Source organism: Shewanella psychropiezotolerans, from assembly GCF_007197555.1.
Taxonomy (GTDB): Bacteria; Pseudomonadota; Gammaproteobacteria; order Enterobacterales; family Shewanellaceae; genus Shewanella; species Shewanella psychropiezotolerans.
In genome coordinates this window covers 5,950,843-5,966,383 of the sequence record NZ_CP041614.1, presented here as the reverse complement: position 1 = coordinate 5,966,383, position 15,541 = coordinate 5,950,843, and the positions used below count along the sequence as shown (strand labels likewise).

The 15,541-nt window shown below is 46.6% G+C and carries 13 protein-coding genes; 5 read left to right on the top strand and 8 right to left on the bottom strand.

What is annotated here, in order from left to right:
* The first annotated feature begins 71 nt into the window (after positions 1-71).
* A complete protein-coding gene (locus FM037_RS26050; RefSeq protein WP_144048395.1) occupies positions 72-419 on the top strand; it encodes a YkvA family protein in 348 nt (115 codons plus the stop codon).
* A gap of 19 nt (positions 420-438) precedes the next feature.
* Here the strand turns inward: FM037_RS26050 and FM037_RS26045 are convergent, their stop codons facing one another.
* Positions 439-1,380, bottom strand: a complete 942-nt coding sequence (locus tag FM037_RS26045; protein WP_144048394.1) for an isochorismatase family protein — start codon at positions 1,378-1,380, stop codon at positions 439-441.
* Positions 1,381-1,467: 87 nt separating this feature from the next.
* On the opposite strand from FM037_RS26045, the gene FM037_RS26040 reads away from it, so the two are divergent.
* Positions 1,468-2,394, top strand: coding sequence for a LysR family transcriptional regulator (locus FM037_RS26040; protein ID WP_227993212.1), 927 nt, complete (start codon positions 1,468-1,470; stop codon positions 2,392-2,394).
* An 18-nt stretch (positions 2,395-2,412) separates the two neighbouring features.
* On the opposite strand, the gene FM037_RS26035 is transcribed toward FM037_RS26040, so the two are convergent.
* From FM037_RS26035 to FM037_RS26010, 6 genes are all read right to left on the bottom strand, one after another.
* Complete coding sequence (locus tag FM037_RS26035) at positions 2,413-3,471, bottom strand: porin (protein ID WP_144048393.1); 1,059 nt, start codon at positions 3,469-3,471, stop codon at positions 2,413-2,415.
* Positions 3,472-3,636: 165 nt separating this feature from the next.
* Complete coding sequence (locus FM037_RS26030) at positions 3,637-4,602, bottom strand: formate dehydrogenase subunit gamma (protein WP_144048392.1); 966 nt, start codon at positions 4,600-4,602, stop codon at positions 3,637-3,639.
* 109 nt (positions 4,603-4,711) lie between these two features.
* Positions 4,712-5,329, bottom strand: a complete 618-nt coding sequence (locus tag FM037_RS26025; protein WP_324617101.1) for a TorD/DmsD family molecular chaperone — start codon at positions 5,327-5,329, stop codon at positions 4,712-4,714.
* Positions 5,326-5,871, bottom strand: coding sequence for a 4Fe-4S dicluster domain-containing protein (locus tag FM037_RS26020; RefSeq protein ID WP_144048391.1), 546 nt, complete (start codon positions 5,869-5,871; stop codon positions 5,326-5,328). Before FM037_RS26020 ends, FM037_RS26025 begins: the two co-directional genes overlap by 4 nt.
* Before the next feature lie 10 nt (positions 5,872-5,881).
* On the bottom strand, positions 5,882-8,098 hold the full coding sequence (locus FM037_RS26015; protein ID WP_144048390.1) for a molybdopterin-containing oxidoreductase family protein: 2,217 nt from the start codon (positions 8,096-8,098) through the stop codon (positions 5,882-5,884).
* Positions 8,099-8,365: 267 nt separating this feature from the next.
* Positions 8,366-9,331 (bottom strand): LysR family transcriptional regulator, encoded by a 966-nt coding sequence (locus FM037_RS26010; protein WP_144048389.1) that lies wholly within the window; start codon positions 9,329-9,331, stop codon positions 8,366-8,368.
* A 527-nt stretch (positions 9,332-9,858) separates the two neighbouring features.
* Between FM037_RS26010 and FM037_RS26005 the strand changes: the two genes are divergently transcribed.
* The 3 genes from FM037_RS26005 to FM037_RS25995 all read left to right on the top strand — a co-directional run bounded on the left by FM037_RS26005 (position 9,859) and on the right by FM037_RS25995 (position 14,308).
* Positions 9,859-10,554 carry a 4Fe-4S dicluster domain-containing protein gene (locus FM037_RS26005; protein WP_144048388.1) on the top strand — a complete coding sequence of 232 codons (696 nt, stop codon included), beginning with the start codon at positions 9,859-9,861 and terminating at the stop codon, positions 10,552-10,554.
* Positions 10,555-10,563: 9 nt separating this feature from the next.
* Positions 10,564-13,602 (top strand): molybdopterin-dependent oxidoreductase, encoded by a 3,039-nt coding sequence (locus tag FM037_RS26000; protein ID WP_144048387.1) that lies wholly within the window; start codon positions 10,564-10,566, stop codon positions 13,600-13,602.
* Between the two features lie 112 nt (positions 13,603-13,714).
* Entirely contained in the window at positions 13,715-14,308 is a 594-nt protein-coding gene (locus FM037_RS25995; RefSeq protein ID WP_144048386.1) for a hypothetical protein, read from the top strand.
* A 514-nt stretch (positions 14,309-14,822) separates the two neighbouring features.
* Here FM037_RS25995 and FM037_RS25990 read toward each other — a convergent pair.
* Positions 14,823-15,389 (bottom strand): lipid-binding SYLF domain-containing protein, encoded by a 567-nt coding sequence (locus FM037_RS25990; RefSeq protein WP_144048385.1) that lies wholly within the window; start codon positions 15,387-15,389, stop codon positions 14,823-14,825.
* Between the last annotated feature and the right edge of the window lie 152 nt (positions 15,390-15,541).

The window sequence follows — 15,541 nt, the reverse complement described above, 5'->3', positions numbered from 1 at the left end:
CAACAATGCGCCGTGAATTAAAAGCCTTGAGAGAGCTCTGAATTGATCATAAATTTAATGGAATTGGTATTATGTCCGATAATTCAAACCATGGCGCAACCGATGGCTATAGTGATGCAGGCTTCTGGCACAAGCTTAAACTGTTTGCCAAGAAAGCTGGTCTGGAGGTGATAGACAAGGCTCTATGTCTCTATTATGCAGCGCAACGCCCAGACACACCTAAGTGGGCCAAGACAGTGATCTTCGGCGCATTAGCCTATTTTATCGCGCCTATCGATGCCATCCCCGACTTGACTCCTGTGGTCGGCTTCTCAGATGATTTAGGTGCATTGGCTGCTGCGCTTGCTATGGTCAGCATGTATATCGACGACTCGGTAAAGAGTCAGGCGGCAGAAAAGTCCGCCGCCTGGTTTGATTAGCCAGAAGCTCTCGATTGAATTAGCTGTTTTGCGCTAACCAGGCCTGGCTGGTCTTCATCTGAGCGCCGCCGAAGGTGAGGGATAACAGGTTTGCCGCGACAATTTCTGCCCCGCTGAAACTATGCTTTCCGTACTCTAATGCTGGTGCGGCTATTCCATTTTCGATCACTTCACACTCATAACCCTTATTCACTGCGCTGCGACAGATAGTCTGCACACAGGCCTGTGCCATGGCGCCGACGATAACGATCTTATCTATGCCCAGCTCAACCAAGGTCTGCTCCAGAGCCGTATTGATGAAGCTGTCTATCTGATGCTTGACGATCACGGACTCCGCCTCAATCGGTGCGACACTGTTTTCTATCTCTATGCCTGTGGTATTGGGCGCAAAGAAGGGGGCGTTATCATCTTCGAAGATATGTTGGATATGGATCACCGGCAAGTGCTTAGCTCTGAAGTGGGTTAGCATAGTTTTGGCTACTTTGTTGGCGTCACAGATGCCTTCTAGTTCGAAGCGTCCGCCGGGAAAGTAATCATTTTGCAAGTCGACTAATATCAGAGCGGAACGTTGCTCATTGGCCAAAGGTGCTTCGAGTTGAGTGAGTAGGCTGAAATCATCTTCTTCCAGATACCATTGGCCATCATCGGCTAAGGTCCATAGTTCTTTGGTTATAAAGCCGCTGGCGATATTCATCGACCAATTGGCCGATAGGATGGCCTGTTTGTCGTTAAGCACCTTGATCTCAATATTGCGATAAACGAGTTCCCCTGGCTTGCTTTCGGCGAATTCTAGCCAGAATTGGGCGATGGCCTCTAGACCGTCGAAACGACCGAAGGGCGAGACCTGCATCTTGGCTTCGGGAAAGTAGCGGGCGATGCAGGCTTGGGTGTCGCCTCGGTTGAAATCGGCTATCCAGTCACGACTGGCTTGCATTACGGATTGGCGTATTGATTGAGTCATTTTATTTCTCTCTATGGTTGTTGTGTCCCTATGCAAACCAGTCTATTGTATTTATTATTTATAATAATTAGCCTAAAGGTGAATTTAATGTTCATTAAAAGTGAACAAAGGCGACTGAGCTATCAGATGTTGGTGTTCGATGAGGTCGTCAATCGGGGCTCCTTTACTGCGGCGGCCGAAGCATTAGGCCATACCAAGTCGGCGGTGAGTCAGTATGTGAGTCAGCTTGAAACCGGGCTTGGCGTTCGCCTACTCAACCGCAGTACACGTCAGCTTAACCTCACAGCAGCTGGTCAAAAACTGGCTAGGCGCAGCGAGCAGCTGGTGGATCTGTTGTCGGCGACCCTGGATGAGGTGCAATCTCTCGAGCACGCTCCTGCTGGTCGAATATCAATCACTGCGCCCCATGCCTTTGAAACGAGTATGGTGACGCCCATAGTGGCAGAGCTTTGCAATGAATATCCTAAACTGACCCCTGAACTGATTTTTACCGATGAACGGCTGGATTTACTGGAGCATAAGCTAGATATTGCCATCTCAGTTGGGCCACAGAAAGACAGTAACTATCAAGCCATACCCATAGGGAAATTAGACAGCATCTTGGTGGCTTCGCCGCGCTATTTAGCTAGAGATGGTGAGATACGAGCCGAGCACTTGAGCGAGCAGACTCTGGTGATCTTACCCTGGCAAAATTCGGCAATATTAAAGGCAAAGCAAGGGGTAGAGATAAGTTATAGCAGCGATCAGAGTTTGAGAGTTAACACCTCCATCAGCGCTATCAATGCAGTTAAGTCTGGAGTAGGGATTGGTCTGATGCCGTCAATCTTCGTGCAAGATGAATTGGAAACCGGCGTGTTACAGCGGGTATTACCCGAGTTTGAAGGTGAGGTGCGTGTTGTCTATGCGCTGCACTCCTATCAAAAACAACTCCCGCTAGTCATGCGACGCTTCGTCGATCGTTTAAAGTTGGAATTTCAACAGCAGAGTAAGCTGAAACTCAAGCGCCTCGACTAAATGAGGCGCTTTAGCTTACTAGTCTGTCCAAATTAAGTTGAAGTCGTATCTAAAGCCTATGGTGATGGCTTGGTCATCTTGTTGATGCTCGAAGTTTTTAGCTAGATACTCTAAGTGCAGGCGCACATTATCCATAGGGTTCCACTCGAGAGTCGTATTGAAGCCACTGTAGTCGGCGGAGGTATCATCATTGATGCCATCTTTAAACTGAAAATAGCCTAGTTTTACTTTGTACTCATCACTAATCGGGTAGGCTAGTGCTGTATCTAAGGTACTGCCACTTCTATCTTGGCTTAAGGCATTCAAATGATATTGCTTGTCCTGATAGCTGACAGCGAGATAGAGATCGTTGCTGAAGGTATAAGCGACGACGCCGCCAATAGTCTGGTCATCGCCTTCGCTACCGGCATCTGACATTGTGTTTTGGCTGACATAACCTAAGCCTAGGTGTAACTGGCCTAAATCGTAACCGACACCTAAGTTGACCATATCGGTACCATTCTCACCGCTGTCGCCGTCAACCTGCGCGCCTGCCATCCAGGTGAGACCGCCAGTAATCAGTTTGTAAGTGACGAAGTTATCGACGAAGAATGGGCTCTCGTGATCATAGGCGTATGGGCTGTTACCATGGTTGAAGATATCGACGTACTCGGCAACTAAGGTGTATTGAGCCGGACGCTGCTTACCAATACCCACTTGTCCGTATGGTGAAGCGATAGCGGCATAGGCTAGACGTGCCTTACCGAAGTTACCCGAATTGGCAATATCTATGCTCCACTCACCCTGAGCGATAGCGCTCCAGCCATCGGCAAATTCTGTGCTGGCCTTAATGCCTACACGCGATAGGGCATCACGAACATCCCAGGTTTTATCCTGATCATCATCCAGGTAGCTAAGCGTTGGACGAATGGAACCGTATAGACTGACCTGGCTGTTTTTAAACTGTGATGGTGCGGTGTTGTGTTCGAGTTTAGCAACCCGCTCCTCTAATGATTGAGTCTCATCGGCATAAGCGTTATAGCAGCAAAGAGTAACGGCAATTGCCACGAGTGATTTTAATGTATTCATCGTATTCATCTTCTTTATTTTTTATTTGGGGTGCAGCTAGCCACCATCCTCTTAGGCAAGAGTCGGTTAGTGCACGGCTGAATGTCTAATGTCAGAGCCGAAGCTCTATTTGAGAATGCTCACCAGCACATGAAATCGCTGGTGAGCAAGGCTTGATACTCGGGACTCGCTCGCTTACTTAAGTTCTTTGAACCAAAGGTTGTGGTGCTGCTTCGCCCAGTTTTCGTCACAGTATCCGGATGTCATGTTTGACATGCCGCCTTCAGACATGACTGTCGCCATGAAGATGTGCACCACAGAGAAGGCGCTGATGATGACAGTAGAGATGATATGTGTGAGTAACATAAGGTTAGCCGTGTTCTTGCTGACCTCGAACGTGGCTGGAAACATCATGATTAACCCGGAAATGATCATGAAGCCGCCGAACAGTGCGAAGACCCAAAACCAGAGTTTCTCACCGGCGTTGGCAAAGCCCGCATCCGGATGCTGTTTCTTACCCATATTGATGTAGCCGCCTAATACGGCAAACCATTTGAGATCGTAGCTTGCGGGAATTTGCTTAGGTGCCCACATTAAGATCATCAGGATGTAACCTAAGATGAATGGGAATGCCATTAACTCATGCAGCCCACTGGATAGCCCAACCAAGGACGCCCAGCTTGAAGCATTCATGCCTGGTTCCATATAGAGTCGACCACCCGCTAAGACCAGACCCGTTAGCATTAGCAGGATGCAGGCAATCGCGCCTAACCAATGCACACTGATGCTTAAGCCTGACCAACGCTTGATCATCTTGCTTGAAAAACCTTTATCCAGGCGAGAGATACCGTTCACCATGATGAAGATGATAAACAAGGCTATCACGCCAAACAGGCTGGCAAAGACTAAAAATGCGATACTGTCGGTCGCACCTAAATAGCCGAGAACAGTTTCATTGGCATCTTCCGGGATGGATGCCGGCAATAGCAATTCTGTTTGTGTTGGCATACCTCTAAGTTCAGGTATGTCTCCTGGTATTGTATGTATCTCTATCGTTTGCCACTGCTGCGGCTGCAGTGTGGCAACGTCGGCAGCCATTGCTGATCCATAGGCAAGCCAACCGACAAAAATACAGCTAAACCAGCGTATTACTTTGTTCATTAATAACTCCTTTGCGACTCGTGTCGCTTAGATGACGCTACCCGGTATACCCGAAGCATGTTGAATTCGGCTATATGTGGATAATGCCGTTTTACTCGGTAGCGATGAGTTAACAGGGCTCGGGGCTGTTAACATCATCATTCATCTGATTGATGATGAAATGATGAAGTTCTATAGCGAACTCACGCCAAAAATTGTGAAAGGCATGTTGGCGTATTCCTTCACAGAAGGGAGCGATCCAATTGCCTAGATGCTTGGTGATAAACTCATTAGCTAATTGCTTGAGTTCTATGGATGCATCAAGATTACTTGCCTGTTTTTGTTCCCAGGCTAAGGCGTGAACACAGTAGAGAAACTCAAGTTCATTACCGATAAAGTCGGCAGGTTCATTAAACTGATCGTCGATAACCAGCCCTATCTCTTGATAAAACTCGGCAACCCTGACGGTTTCATCAGTATTCATGACATGATTACCACTGATATGTACTCCTTCATAAGGTGCTACCAGTAGCTTATATGGCCCAATACACATGCGATTAAAATCAAACTCAAGCTCCGCAGGATCTTCGACAAATTTTCTAGCTTCGATGATTAGAGGACTTTTGGGTCTGTTTGCACTTAAGTAGTCGATGAGGCCTTTCAATGCCTCTGTTCCCGAAGGATTGAAAATCATCGATTTGTAAGCGAAGTATGCCGTTGTGGTTGAGCCATATTCAGCTTTCATCATGCACGTTCCTTAATGATCACCATGTTAGGTTTCGTAATGCAGTCGCCGTAGCCAATGCCTTCTTTACTTGCCGAAGGCTTTTTCAACACTTCATTGATATTGCCGACTTCTATGCATTGCACCGGACAGCCGGTAACACAGGCTGGTTTCATGCCGCGATCTAGCAGTTCGACACACATGTTGCACTTATCGGCCTTGCCATCATCTTCGCGAATACTGACTGCCGAGTAGGGGCATGCGCTGGCACACAGGCCACAACCTGTGCACTTTTCTCTATCTAGCACGACTATGCCATCGTCTCTGATATGGTAGGCTTTAGCTGGGCAGACAATGAGGCAGGCTGGGTTTTCACAGTGCATACAAGAATGAGATAACCACACATCAATCGCGCCATCTTCGCGCTCGACTTCATAGCGATCGACTTTACGGAATCTGTGGTTTTCAGGCAGCTCGTTGTGAATTTGACAGGCGACAGTACAGGCACCACAACCGACACAGTTTTCTTGTCTGAAGACAAAGCCCACTTTCTGATTAATAGACATCTTTTACTCCTTAGGCTTTTTCTAGCGCGACATTAGTCGAATGGTAGGCAGAGCAGCCGCCCATATCGGTCAATTTGTCGGTGGTGAGGTTGTTGGTACAGCTGGCCTTGCCCTGTGGATCCATGCGGCGCCAGTTGTTCTTCGGTGCCATTACGGTGCCGCGGCCAACCTGACTTGAAACCTGGGCGATGAAGAAAGCTTCGCCTCTGTGGTTGCTGAGTCTGACTCGGTCGTTATTGTTAATCCCAAGCTCTTTGGCATCTTCGGTATTAACCTTGGCAAAATACGCCGGGAAGTTACGAATGTACTTCACGTTATAGAAGGCGCTGTTGGCACGTTGAGGGATCGCCGGAGATAACATGCGGAATGGTAAGTTTCTCTCTTCAGGGGTCATCTCATCTTCAGGCAGACCAAAGTCGATCACCGGGTGGTAGCCCGCGTCCTTCATCATCTGAGAATGGAATTCAATCTTGCCACTGTCAGTCTTATACTTGCCGTCACCGAAGTAAGGACGTTGATCGTAAACCGTGACAAATTTCTCTTTGATGATCTGCTCGTAGGTGATGTTGTTGTGTCTAAATGCTGGTTCATCTGTGTCTAAGAAGTCACGCAGGATCTGTTCATAATCGACCCGCAGCTCGGGGTGATGATCCAGTCCCATATGGGCGGCTAACTCTTTGAAGAAGATCCAGTTATCTTTGGATTCACCCAGAGGTTCGATCACTTTTTCAGACGTTTGCATGTGGTAACAGTTGTAATCGGTACCCATATCCGGGAACTCGAACTGTGTGGTCGATGGCACGATAATATCTGCTAACTCGGCGGTATCTGTCATCAAGAAATCATGAACGACTAAGAATAGGTCATCACGCATCGCACCAAGGCGACAGGCATTTGAATCTGGGGCAACAGATACGAAATTACCGTTGTAGTTAATCACCGCCTTGATTGGCTTGATTGGCTTGCCATAGGCTGTCGGGTTAGTCGGGTGAATGGCCTTGGCGATCTCCGTCATGTTGACGTGACCCACGGTATCCGGGTTCGGGTGAATGTGATCCGCACGACCCTTAGAGTAGTTCAGGCTGTCATCGGCTTGGGTGTTATCGTAAACGAAACCGTTACCAATTTTACCGAATTGACCCGCAACGGCGTGCATCATAGCGATGGCACGAGACATACGGGCGCCGTTGTAGTTGCGCTGCATGCCATAGCCCAGTCGTAATACAGATAGTTCAGATTCACCGTAGACCTTGGCGAACTTGAACATCTTCTCTCTTGGTATGCCTGTGACCTTCTCAATTTCGTCGTAGCTCATTTCGTCTAGACGTTTTAGCAGGTCCTGGTAACCAAGGGTGTTGGCTTTGATAAACTTAATATCGGCTAAGTTGTTCTCGATCAGATACTTCATGATACCGGCAGCGAGATGGGTATCGGTACTTGGTTTTGGCTGTAGCCAGATATCGGCTTGGGACGCGATAGGTGTGCGTATTGGGTTCACTACCAATAGCTTGGCACCCTTATCGCGTGCCTGGTTGATGAACTTGATGCCGTGAACGTTGGTTGCCGTCTCGTTCTGACCCCAAGAGATATAACAATTGGTATAGATATTGTCGTATGGATCTGGACCTTGATAAGTGCCGGTCACAGATTTAAGGCCTTCATAGGCGGCGAATACGCACACCTTACGGTCTAGCTTACGTGCTCCTACGGCGTTGAAGAAACGGCTAGGTCCGCCGTACTTACCGATAACTCCTTCGTGGCCCGAATAGCTGTATGGCAGAATCGAATCCGCACCGTGCTCTTTAATGATAGTCTTCAGGCGCGTGCTGATTTTTGCATAGGCTTCATCCCATGAAATACGACGCCACTTACCTTCGCCTTTTTCACCCGCACGTTCCATCGGATGTAAGATACGATCGGCAGCGTAAGTGTACTGCACATAGGCATGACCCTTAACGCAAGGTGAGGTGCCCATCTTCTTCATCTCTGAAGCACCTTCAACATAGGTCATACGACCATTTTGCACGGTAAACTTCAGCAAACAGCGGTCAGCACAGTTACGTTGGCAAGTGTGATATTTGATCTCACCTTCGCGCTTGAGTAACTTGTCTGGCGCGCCGCCACGTTGTTCCGTAGCACTGGCAATGCCGGGCATCAAGCCTGACAGAGAGCTGACAATGGAGCTGGCTCCAACCCCCTGCAGGAATGCGCGTCTGTTAATCTTCATATGTATTCCCCATCTTGGTAGTTTTGTTCACTACTTAATTTTTATTTGCAAAGTTAGATACTTAACCTTGTGGCTATGTACGGCTCAGGCTTCAGGCGTAGCTTGATGGTGCCGTTACATGCTTTTCTGCTCACACTCTTTATTATTTAGCTCACTCTTTGGCACTGATTTACATGTTTGTTGGACATGCTCCTATTGGTTCAATTGGCTGTAAGTGACTAGACGGTTGCAGGGACTAAGTCATCCATGAGCCGGTGAAAATGTAATTTATTCATCGCTGGCGAGCCGCCATTCTTTTTCTAAGCCACAGATTAGTTTGGATTTTACCCAGTTAAATGCGGCTGAGTTATTGGTATTTCCAAAGAGAATATAGTTACCTATTTCTCGGTTTTCTCTGCGGCGGATACGGCATTTTTGCGCCAGGTTATCGGGTAATTTGATGTATTGGATCTGGGGAAGCATCTTGACGAACTGACGAGTGAATTGATTGCAGCTCAATGTTATGGCATTGCTTTCGCTAAGCAGTCTCATGGCTGATGCTAGGCTATCGGTATAACCTTCAACTTCCATGGTGAGATTTTGTTCGCGGCAAAGATTGACTAACAGCGGGCAAGTCAGGTCGTCATAATTATCTATTTCAAGGCAGGGGTAGTGTGAAATGGCTTCCAAGGTCAGTGTTTGAGATAGTAATGGATGATCTTTTCTGGCTAATATATATAAGCTGTCTGTTTCAGCAAACATTTCATAATTAAGATTTTTACCATTGAATCCTTCGTATACCACCACGAAATCCATATCACCATTGGCCAACTCCATACTGCAATCATGGGTGAGAACGCGAACATCGAAACGAAGATTGGGTGCTTCGAAAAGTATGTCATCACGTATTACCTTCTTCACCGCGTAGACGAATTCATCATAGGCATGAATGATGTATTGGCCCCCTGACTCGGCAGGAGTAAAGACTGAATGCTGCTCCTCTATTTGTTGGTACTGTTCGACCAGGGCCTTGGCCATTGGAATTATCTGATGAGTTTTTTCTGTGGCAACAAATCCGGAGGCACGACGTATAAAGAGTGAATCTTTAAATATCTCTCTTAATATTTTTAAAGTTCGGCTTACAGCAGATGCTGTCATCCCTAATTCATTTGCTGCTTGATGACTTTGACCATGTTCATATACTGAAATAAACACTTTTAGTTGGTTATAATTTAACTGGTCTATTTTATTCATGGTCTATATCGAGTGATTTGTTATTGGCAGGTATCATCTATGTATGTAAGAGTTAATACAGTGCTATATGTCACACTTTTAATGTGGTTATTATTCTTATTTTGATGTTGGTCTCACTTATCAAATATCGATAAATGCAAATATCAATATTCGATATTTGTGTGTAATCCAATAATAGCTTGAATGTCAGAAATTTAATTATTGTGGTTATTCTTATTGGTCACCCTGTGACTTTCATTAACCTCTTGTTTTTGCGTGTGTCTTTGTGTTTTATATAGGGCGATTTTAATCTTGTTGATTGCTTATTCGATTGTATGACGTTTAATTTATTATCGAAAAACTCATTCTTAAATACTAGCTGCTATTTTATTTCAAAGTTTTGTTTTTTATTTTAAAAGTGTGACCTTTGTTTTATTGTTATATTTTAAATTCAATTCTAGTTATTAATTTAATTTTATTTGTGTATTTTAAAATAAAGGTCAATTCATATTGGCTATATAAATATAGTTTATGTGTAAGGGTGGATTATGCTGGATAGACGTTCGATATTAAAAATGGCTGCTGGTGGTGCCATGCTATCAATTGTGCCGATGGCACAATTACAGGCAAAAACTGCAGGAAAACGTTTGGCTATGGTGTTTGATGTTCGTCGTTGTACTGGGTGCTTATCCTGTACCGTCTCTTGCGCTATGGAGAACCAGACTGATGCTGGTCGAGGAAGAACTCGAGTTAATCAAGCGAGTATTGAGCATCAAGGCCAGATATCAACTTTGGCCGTTCCGAATCAGTGTAATCAATGTGATAACCCTGCATGTGTTTATGTATGTCCGGTAGAGGCAACATATAAGCGCAAGGAAGATGGCATTGTTGTCATTGATCATGACGAGTGTATCTATTGTCAGCTTTGTGTCGATGCGTGTCCATATGGGGCTAGGCGCAAAGATGAGACCTTAGAGTCTCCCCCGGAAAAGTGTAATTTCTGTATTCACCGCGTATCAGTAGGCCTACTGCCTGCCTGTGTTGAGACCTGTATTGGTGAAGCTAGGATATTTGGAGATCTGAATGATCCTGAGAGTAAGATCTCTCGGCTACTTAGAGACAATAAGGCTTATGCCATGCTATCTGAAGCAGGTACTCAGCCCAATATTTTTTATATCGGTTTACCAGAGCAGGCAGATGATCAAGAGATCTTGTCACTTAATTTTCTCGAATGGCAGCGCTAGGAGTTGGCAATGGATAGACGTAAATTTTTAACCCAAGCGGGCGTTGTTTCTGTCGCTGCGGCTACTCTAAGTTGTAGTGAAAAAACTCAACCCATTCACCCTGTGCACAGCGAAGATGTATCCCGTTTCGGTCACCCAATTCCTCCAGAGTGTCTACAGAGTGCTGATGGTCAATGGAGTAAAATGCCTGGAATAAGAACGGCATATTCCCGCTGCTTTAGCTGTTACAACATCTGTGGTTTGCGTGTACGTATAGATGAGAAAAGTGACAAGGTTTTGAAGGTGGGTGGAAACCCATACTGTGAAAATAACTCAGGTTCACCGCTGCCGATGGATACCAGTGTGAAGCAAAGTTATATCGATATGGCGGGTGAGGCGGGGTTGGAAAACCGTGCTACTACCTGTGCTAAGGGAGCGAGTTGTGCCGATTCGGTCGATGATGAACGCCGCGTGACTCAAGTGCTTAAACGCGATGGAAAACGCGGTGAAGGTAAGTGGGTCAGCATCAGTTATGAACAAGCGTTAGAAGAAATATTAAAGGGCGGAGATCTGTTTGGTGAAGGCCATGTAGAGGGGCTACGTAGCTTGCGTCAGCTCGATAAACTGGTCAAGCCGGGATTTCCTGAGTTTGGTAGTGCCGCCAATCATCTGTTCGCGACTTACTGCGCAGAAGATACCTTACGTGGCAGTTTTTATGCGCGCTTTATGCAGCAGTCTTGGGGTACCAGTAATTTAGGGACTAAACATGCTTATTGCGGTGCCGCTCAGGCGACGGGATACAGTCTAGGTATGGCATCGGGCTTCGAAGAGTGGCTCAATGATGTCGACTGGGACAATGTCGAATACGGTCTGTTTATGGGCACCAGCCCGGGATCATCTGGTGCTAGCCTTAACCTAGTTGGCCGTGGTCTTGCCGATAGCCGCGTCGATAGAAAGTTTAAGTATGTGTGTGTCGATCCATTGCTCAGAACGACAGTCGCAGCAGATACTAATGCTAAGTGGTTAGCGGTTAAACCTGGCCAAGATGCGGCGTTCTCCTTCGGTGTTATCCGTACCATGTTAGAAGAGGGCTGGTTTAATAAAATCCACCTCGAAGGCGCGAGTGAGAAAGCTGCCAAGGCTGCGGCTGAACTTAACTATACCAATGCGGGTCATTTAGTCGTCGTCGATCCTAAGCACCCTAAGTATCGTCGTTTCGCGAAGGCAAAAGACTTTGGTCTAGGTGGTGATGAAGCCATTATCATCAAGGCTAATACCCAAGAGTTTATCTCGGCTGAAAGTGGTGATAAGGCGTCACTTTTTGTCAGCAAAGTATTTAAAGATAAGTCTGGTCGCAGGGTAAAACTTGCTTCGTCTCTCTATCTGCTTAGAGAAGAGTCCCAGCGTACAAGTATGAAAGAGTACGCTGCTAAATCTGGAATTAGCATAGAAGATATGCGTCAGGTTGCAAAAGATCTTGGCCATTACGGCCGCAAAGCTTGTGTTGCGGGTAATGGTGGAACGAATTCATCGGATGGATTTGTGATGGGATGGATCTGGGCAACCTTAAATACCTTAGTGGGTTCCCATGATGCTAAAGGTGGCGCAATTTATGGTAATGGACCGATTGGTGGCATGGAAGGCCGCTACGATCTGGCCAATATCGTCACAGGCGTTAATTTAGAGGGTATTGTCAATGCTTGTCGTGATGGTGCCTATGAGTCTTCGACCGAGTATCGACAGAAGGTGGCTAAGGGGCAAAACCCATACCCTGCGAGTACACCATGGCATGAAGTGCTGCCGGCCATGAACGCGGCGGAGCAGTGGACCAGTCATGCCAACGCCGATCCATATCGAGCTAAAGTGCTGTTCAACTGGCGTAACAACTTCCTCTATAGTGCGGCATCGATCAGCCAGGAGGTGGTGGCGAGTATTGCCGATCCTAAGCGTCTACCGTTAATTGTCGGTATCGATTGTCATATGAATGAAACCAACCGCTATGCCGATTACTTTATTCCAGACCGTTCTATGTTGGAAGAGTATGCAGCCGACCGCATGTGGGGTTCTCACATGCTAGGCGTCGTGGCCGCGGCGCCACTGGTTACTCCTAGAACCGTTAAAAATGAACGTGGTCAACATGTTTGTATGGAGCAACTGTTAATCGATATAGCCCTAGATATGCAGCTCCCTGGTTTCGGTAAAGGTGCTATCGGTCATGAAGATGGGAGTAAAGCCGATCTACTTTGCTTCGAGGACTGGCATGCTAAGTATTTAGCCAACGTAGCATCACAATGTGAAAACTTACCGATTGTTACCGCAGAAGACAGGCTGTGGGCAGGGCTTGAATATGCGATGAAGCCGCTTACTTCAAGATTAACCACAACTGAGGCCAATGAGGTCGAGGCGCTGCTATCTCGCGGCGGTTATTATGTGGCTGATGAACGCTACGAGGGGGAATTCATTAAGGGGGCTGGGTCTAAATGTCTGCAAATTTATCATGAAGCAGTAGCCCAGCTACGCCATGCTTATTCTGGTGAGCATTATCCGGGCATTATTACCTACCAGGAGCATAGATTCTGGAATGGGGATACCTGGGAGAGTCACTGGCCTCAAGCAGAGTTCCCTCTGTTATTTTCAAGTTATAAAGCCACGGTGAGATCTAACTATGCGGTGGCCTATAAGCGTATTGCCGAGATAAGCCCGACTAACTATATCTATATGAATCAAGATACTGCCAGTGAGCAGGGGTTAAGCGACGGCGATAGCGTCAAGCTGATCACGGCTAACGGCAAACCTGCCATTGGCTTGCTGCAAACTGACTTTGGCGTGGTAAAAGGGGCTGTGTGTGTGTCTCATGGTTTTGGTCACACCCAAGGATTTGGTGGCGATGACAGGATTATCAATGGTCAAAAGCTGGCGGGCTTAAAAGAGCGTGCTGGTGGAGTGGCAATTAACCAGATGATCCCATCGGATCCAACTCGGAAGCAGAGAGCCAGTATGCTCAATGATTATTGGACCGGCGCTAACTGCCGGCACGGGATCCCTGTGAGAGTTGAAAAGCTTAGTTAATCATCCTGCCCTTTTCCCCTCCATGTATTGTTTATGGAGGGGCTTTTAGACCCTTAAGTTAAAATTTATCTGCTTATGTTAGGCTGTCTGGCTCAAATTGACGGAGATAATAATGAAAACAACAAAATACTCACAGCTTGCACTCTTGCTCACTACGACCTCATTTATTACCTTGCCAGCTCTTGCCACTACATCTGAACAGGATGCCTTCTTCGACAGTATAGCCGCCCATTGTGGTAAGGCTTTTGAGGGAACGGTTACTGCGGGTAACTCTGCCGACTCGGCGTTCAGCGGCAAGAAACTCATCATGCATGTGCGCGAGTGTAGCGAGACTGAGCTTAAGGTGCCGTTTCATGTGGGTGATGATCACTCGCGTACCTGGGTGATCACCAAAACCCAATATGGCCTACATTTAGCGCATGATCATCGCCATAAAGATGGCAGTGAAGACAAGGTGACCATGTATGGTGGCATGACAGCAGATATGGGCAGTGCTGAGCAGCAGTCTTTTCCCGTCGATGCATCTTCAATCAATAACTTCAGAGAAAACGGTTTAGATGTTTCTATTACAAATGTGTGGCACATGTATATCGAGCCAGAAGAGTTTACTTACCGTTTGACCCGTGAGGAACGTGATTTTAGAGTGGATTTCGATCTGACTAAGCCGGTAGCACTACCACCGGCTCCTTGGGGCATAAGTAGTTAGCCTTCGAATGAAGGTTGACCACATTTTTTGATTTAGCTTCTGGCTGAGTTGGTATTGGGGAGCATATTGATAACTTTTCCTCCATGGTTATCTATCGCCTGGCCGGCGAGGCAGGTGCACTCTTGTTTTGAGAAAGTTCTGCGAGACGCCGCAAGCACTTCTGACCTCCATGGTCTTAAGCGTTCCAGACGCTTTTAAGACATTCCCCATATCCATATGGGTCAGCGGAGGAAATGCCAAATTTTGTATGGAACAAAATTGGCCCTGTGGGCTTCCAAAACATGGAAGTTTTGGTAGAGCTTACAGGGACTGTACTTGCAGCGACCCACAGAAGTAGCTACATGTGAGCCTGCTGCAAGCAATAGATAGCAATGAAGCCATGGCTACCTAAAGATAACCAAATAACAAAACAGTTAAATGAAACCTGATTCAAGAAAGATATTTGAAACTTGTTATCCGACAACAAGTAATGAAGGTCCTAGTTCCTAGTTCCTAGAGCCTCGAACCTAGGGCCTTATTTCTCTTCAAAGGTAAACGATTGTCCAGCCAGCGCTGCTTCAAACATCAAGCCGCCCTTAGCTAAAGTATAAACAGCCATACCATTAATGTATGAGGCCTTAGCTGCTGACTTTCCTGCACTACTGGAGTTTCCGGTTGTGCCCACCTGAGCGTTAGCGCCTATAGTGATGGCTACGGCCGATGCCTGAGCGCCAAATTCGAAGCTGCCGCTGGTAAACTCATCATAAGATTTAGCATCTTTGAAGAAGATGATCTCGCTATAGGCTTGACCGCCAATCTGGAATCCAATGGATATCTGAGTCAGGCTGGTATCACCTGTGTAGTCGTTGCCTTTAAACACTCGCCCCTTGCCGTATGCGGCTCCGATACCGAATCCACCTTTGCCGACGGTAGGAAAGATGGCGTAACCGTAGGCGTTATCGAAAAACTTATGGGTATCATTAGCCTGCTTGAAGTTGGCGACCGTCTCGGCATAGCTTTCATCGGCTAGGGCGACTTGAGACATGAGCAAACTGGCGACAAGGGCGCAGGAAGTGGCAATGATAGAAATGAATTTTTTCATTCTGGACTCCGTTTCGAAAACTATTGGAATACAGCATACCCAGCTATGAAGAGAAATAGAATGCTGTAAAAGATAAAAGCGCCTAAAAATAGGCGCTTTTATCTTACTTGTCAGCTTATGTTCAGGCTAAAAAACACATTTTTGTCGCTCGC

Coding starts and splice junctions, on each gene's coding strand:
- FM037_RS26050 (WP_144048395.1), top strand. CDS start 72: ATGTCCGATAATTCAAACCATGGCGCAACCGATGGCTATAGTGATGCA.
- FM037_RS26045 (WP_144048394.1), bottom strand. CDS start 1,380: ATGACTCAATCAATACGCCAATCCGTAATGCAAGCCAGTCGTGACTGG.
- FM037_RS26040 (WP_227993212.1), top strand. CDS start 1,468: ATGTTCATTAAAAGTGAACAAAGGCGACTGAGCTATCAGATGTTGGTG.
- FM037_RS26035 (WP_144048393.1), bottom strand. CDS start 3,471: ATGAATACGATGAATACATTAAAATCACTCGTGGCAATTGCCGTTACT.
- FM037_RS26030 (WP_144048392.1), bottom strand. CDS start 4,602: ATGAACAAAGTAATACGCTGGTTTAGCTGTATTTTTGTCGGTTGGCTT.
- FM037_RS26025 (WP_324617101.1), bottom strand. CDS start 5,329: ATGATGAAAGCTGAATATGGCTCAACCACAACGGCATACTTCGCTTAC.
- FM037_RS26020 (WP_144048391.1), bottom strand. CDS start 5,871: ATGTCTATTAATCAGAAAGTGGGCTTTGTCTTCAGACAAGAAAACTGT.
- FM037_RS26015 (WP_144048390.1), bottom strand. CDS start 8,098: ATGAAGATTAACAGACGCGCATTCCTGCAGGGGGTTGGAGCCAGCTCC.
- FM037_RS26010 (WP_144048389.1), bottom strand. CDS start 9,331: ATGAATAAAATAGACCAGTTAAATTATAACCAACTAAAAGTGTTTATT.
- FM037_RS26005 (WP_144048388.1), top strand. CDS start 9,859: ATGCTGGATAGACGTTCGATATTAAAAATGGCTGCTGGTGGTGCCATG.
- FM037_RS26000 (WP_144048387.1), top strand. CDS start 10,564: ATGGATAGACGTAAATTTTTAACCCAAGCGGGCGTTGTTTCTGTCGCT.
- FM037_RS25995 (WP_144048386.1), top strand. CDS start 13,715: ATGAAAACAACAAAATACTCACAGCTTGCACTCTTGCTCACTACGACC.
- FM037_RS25990 (WP_144048385.1), bottom strand. CDS start 15,389: ATGAAAAAATTCATTTCTATCATTGCCACTTCCTGCGCCCTTGTCGCC.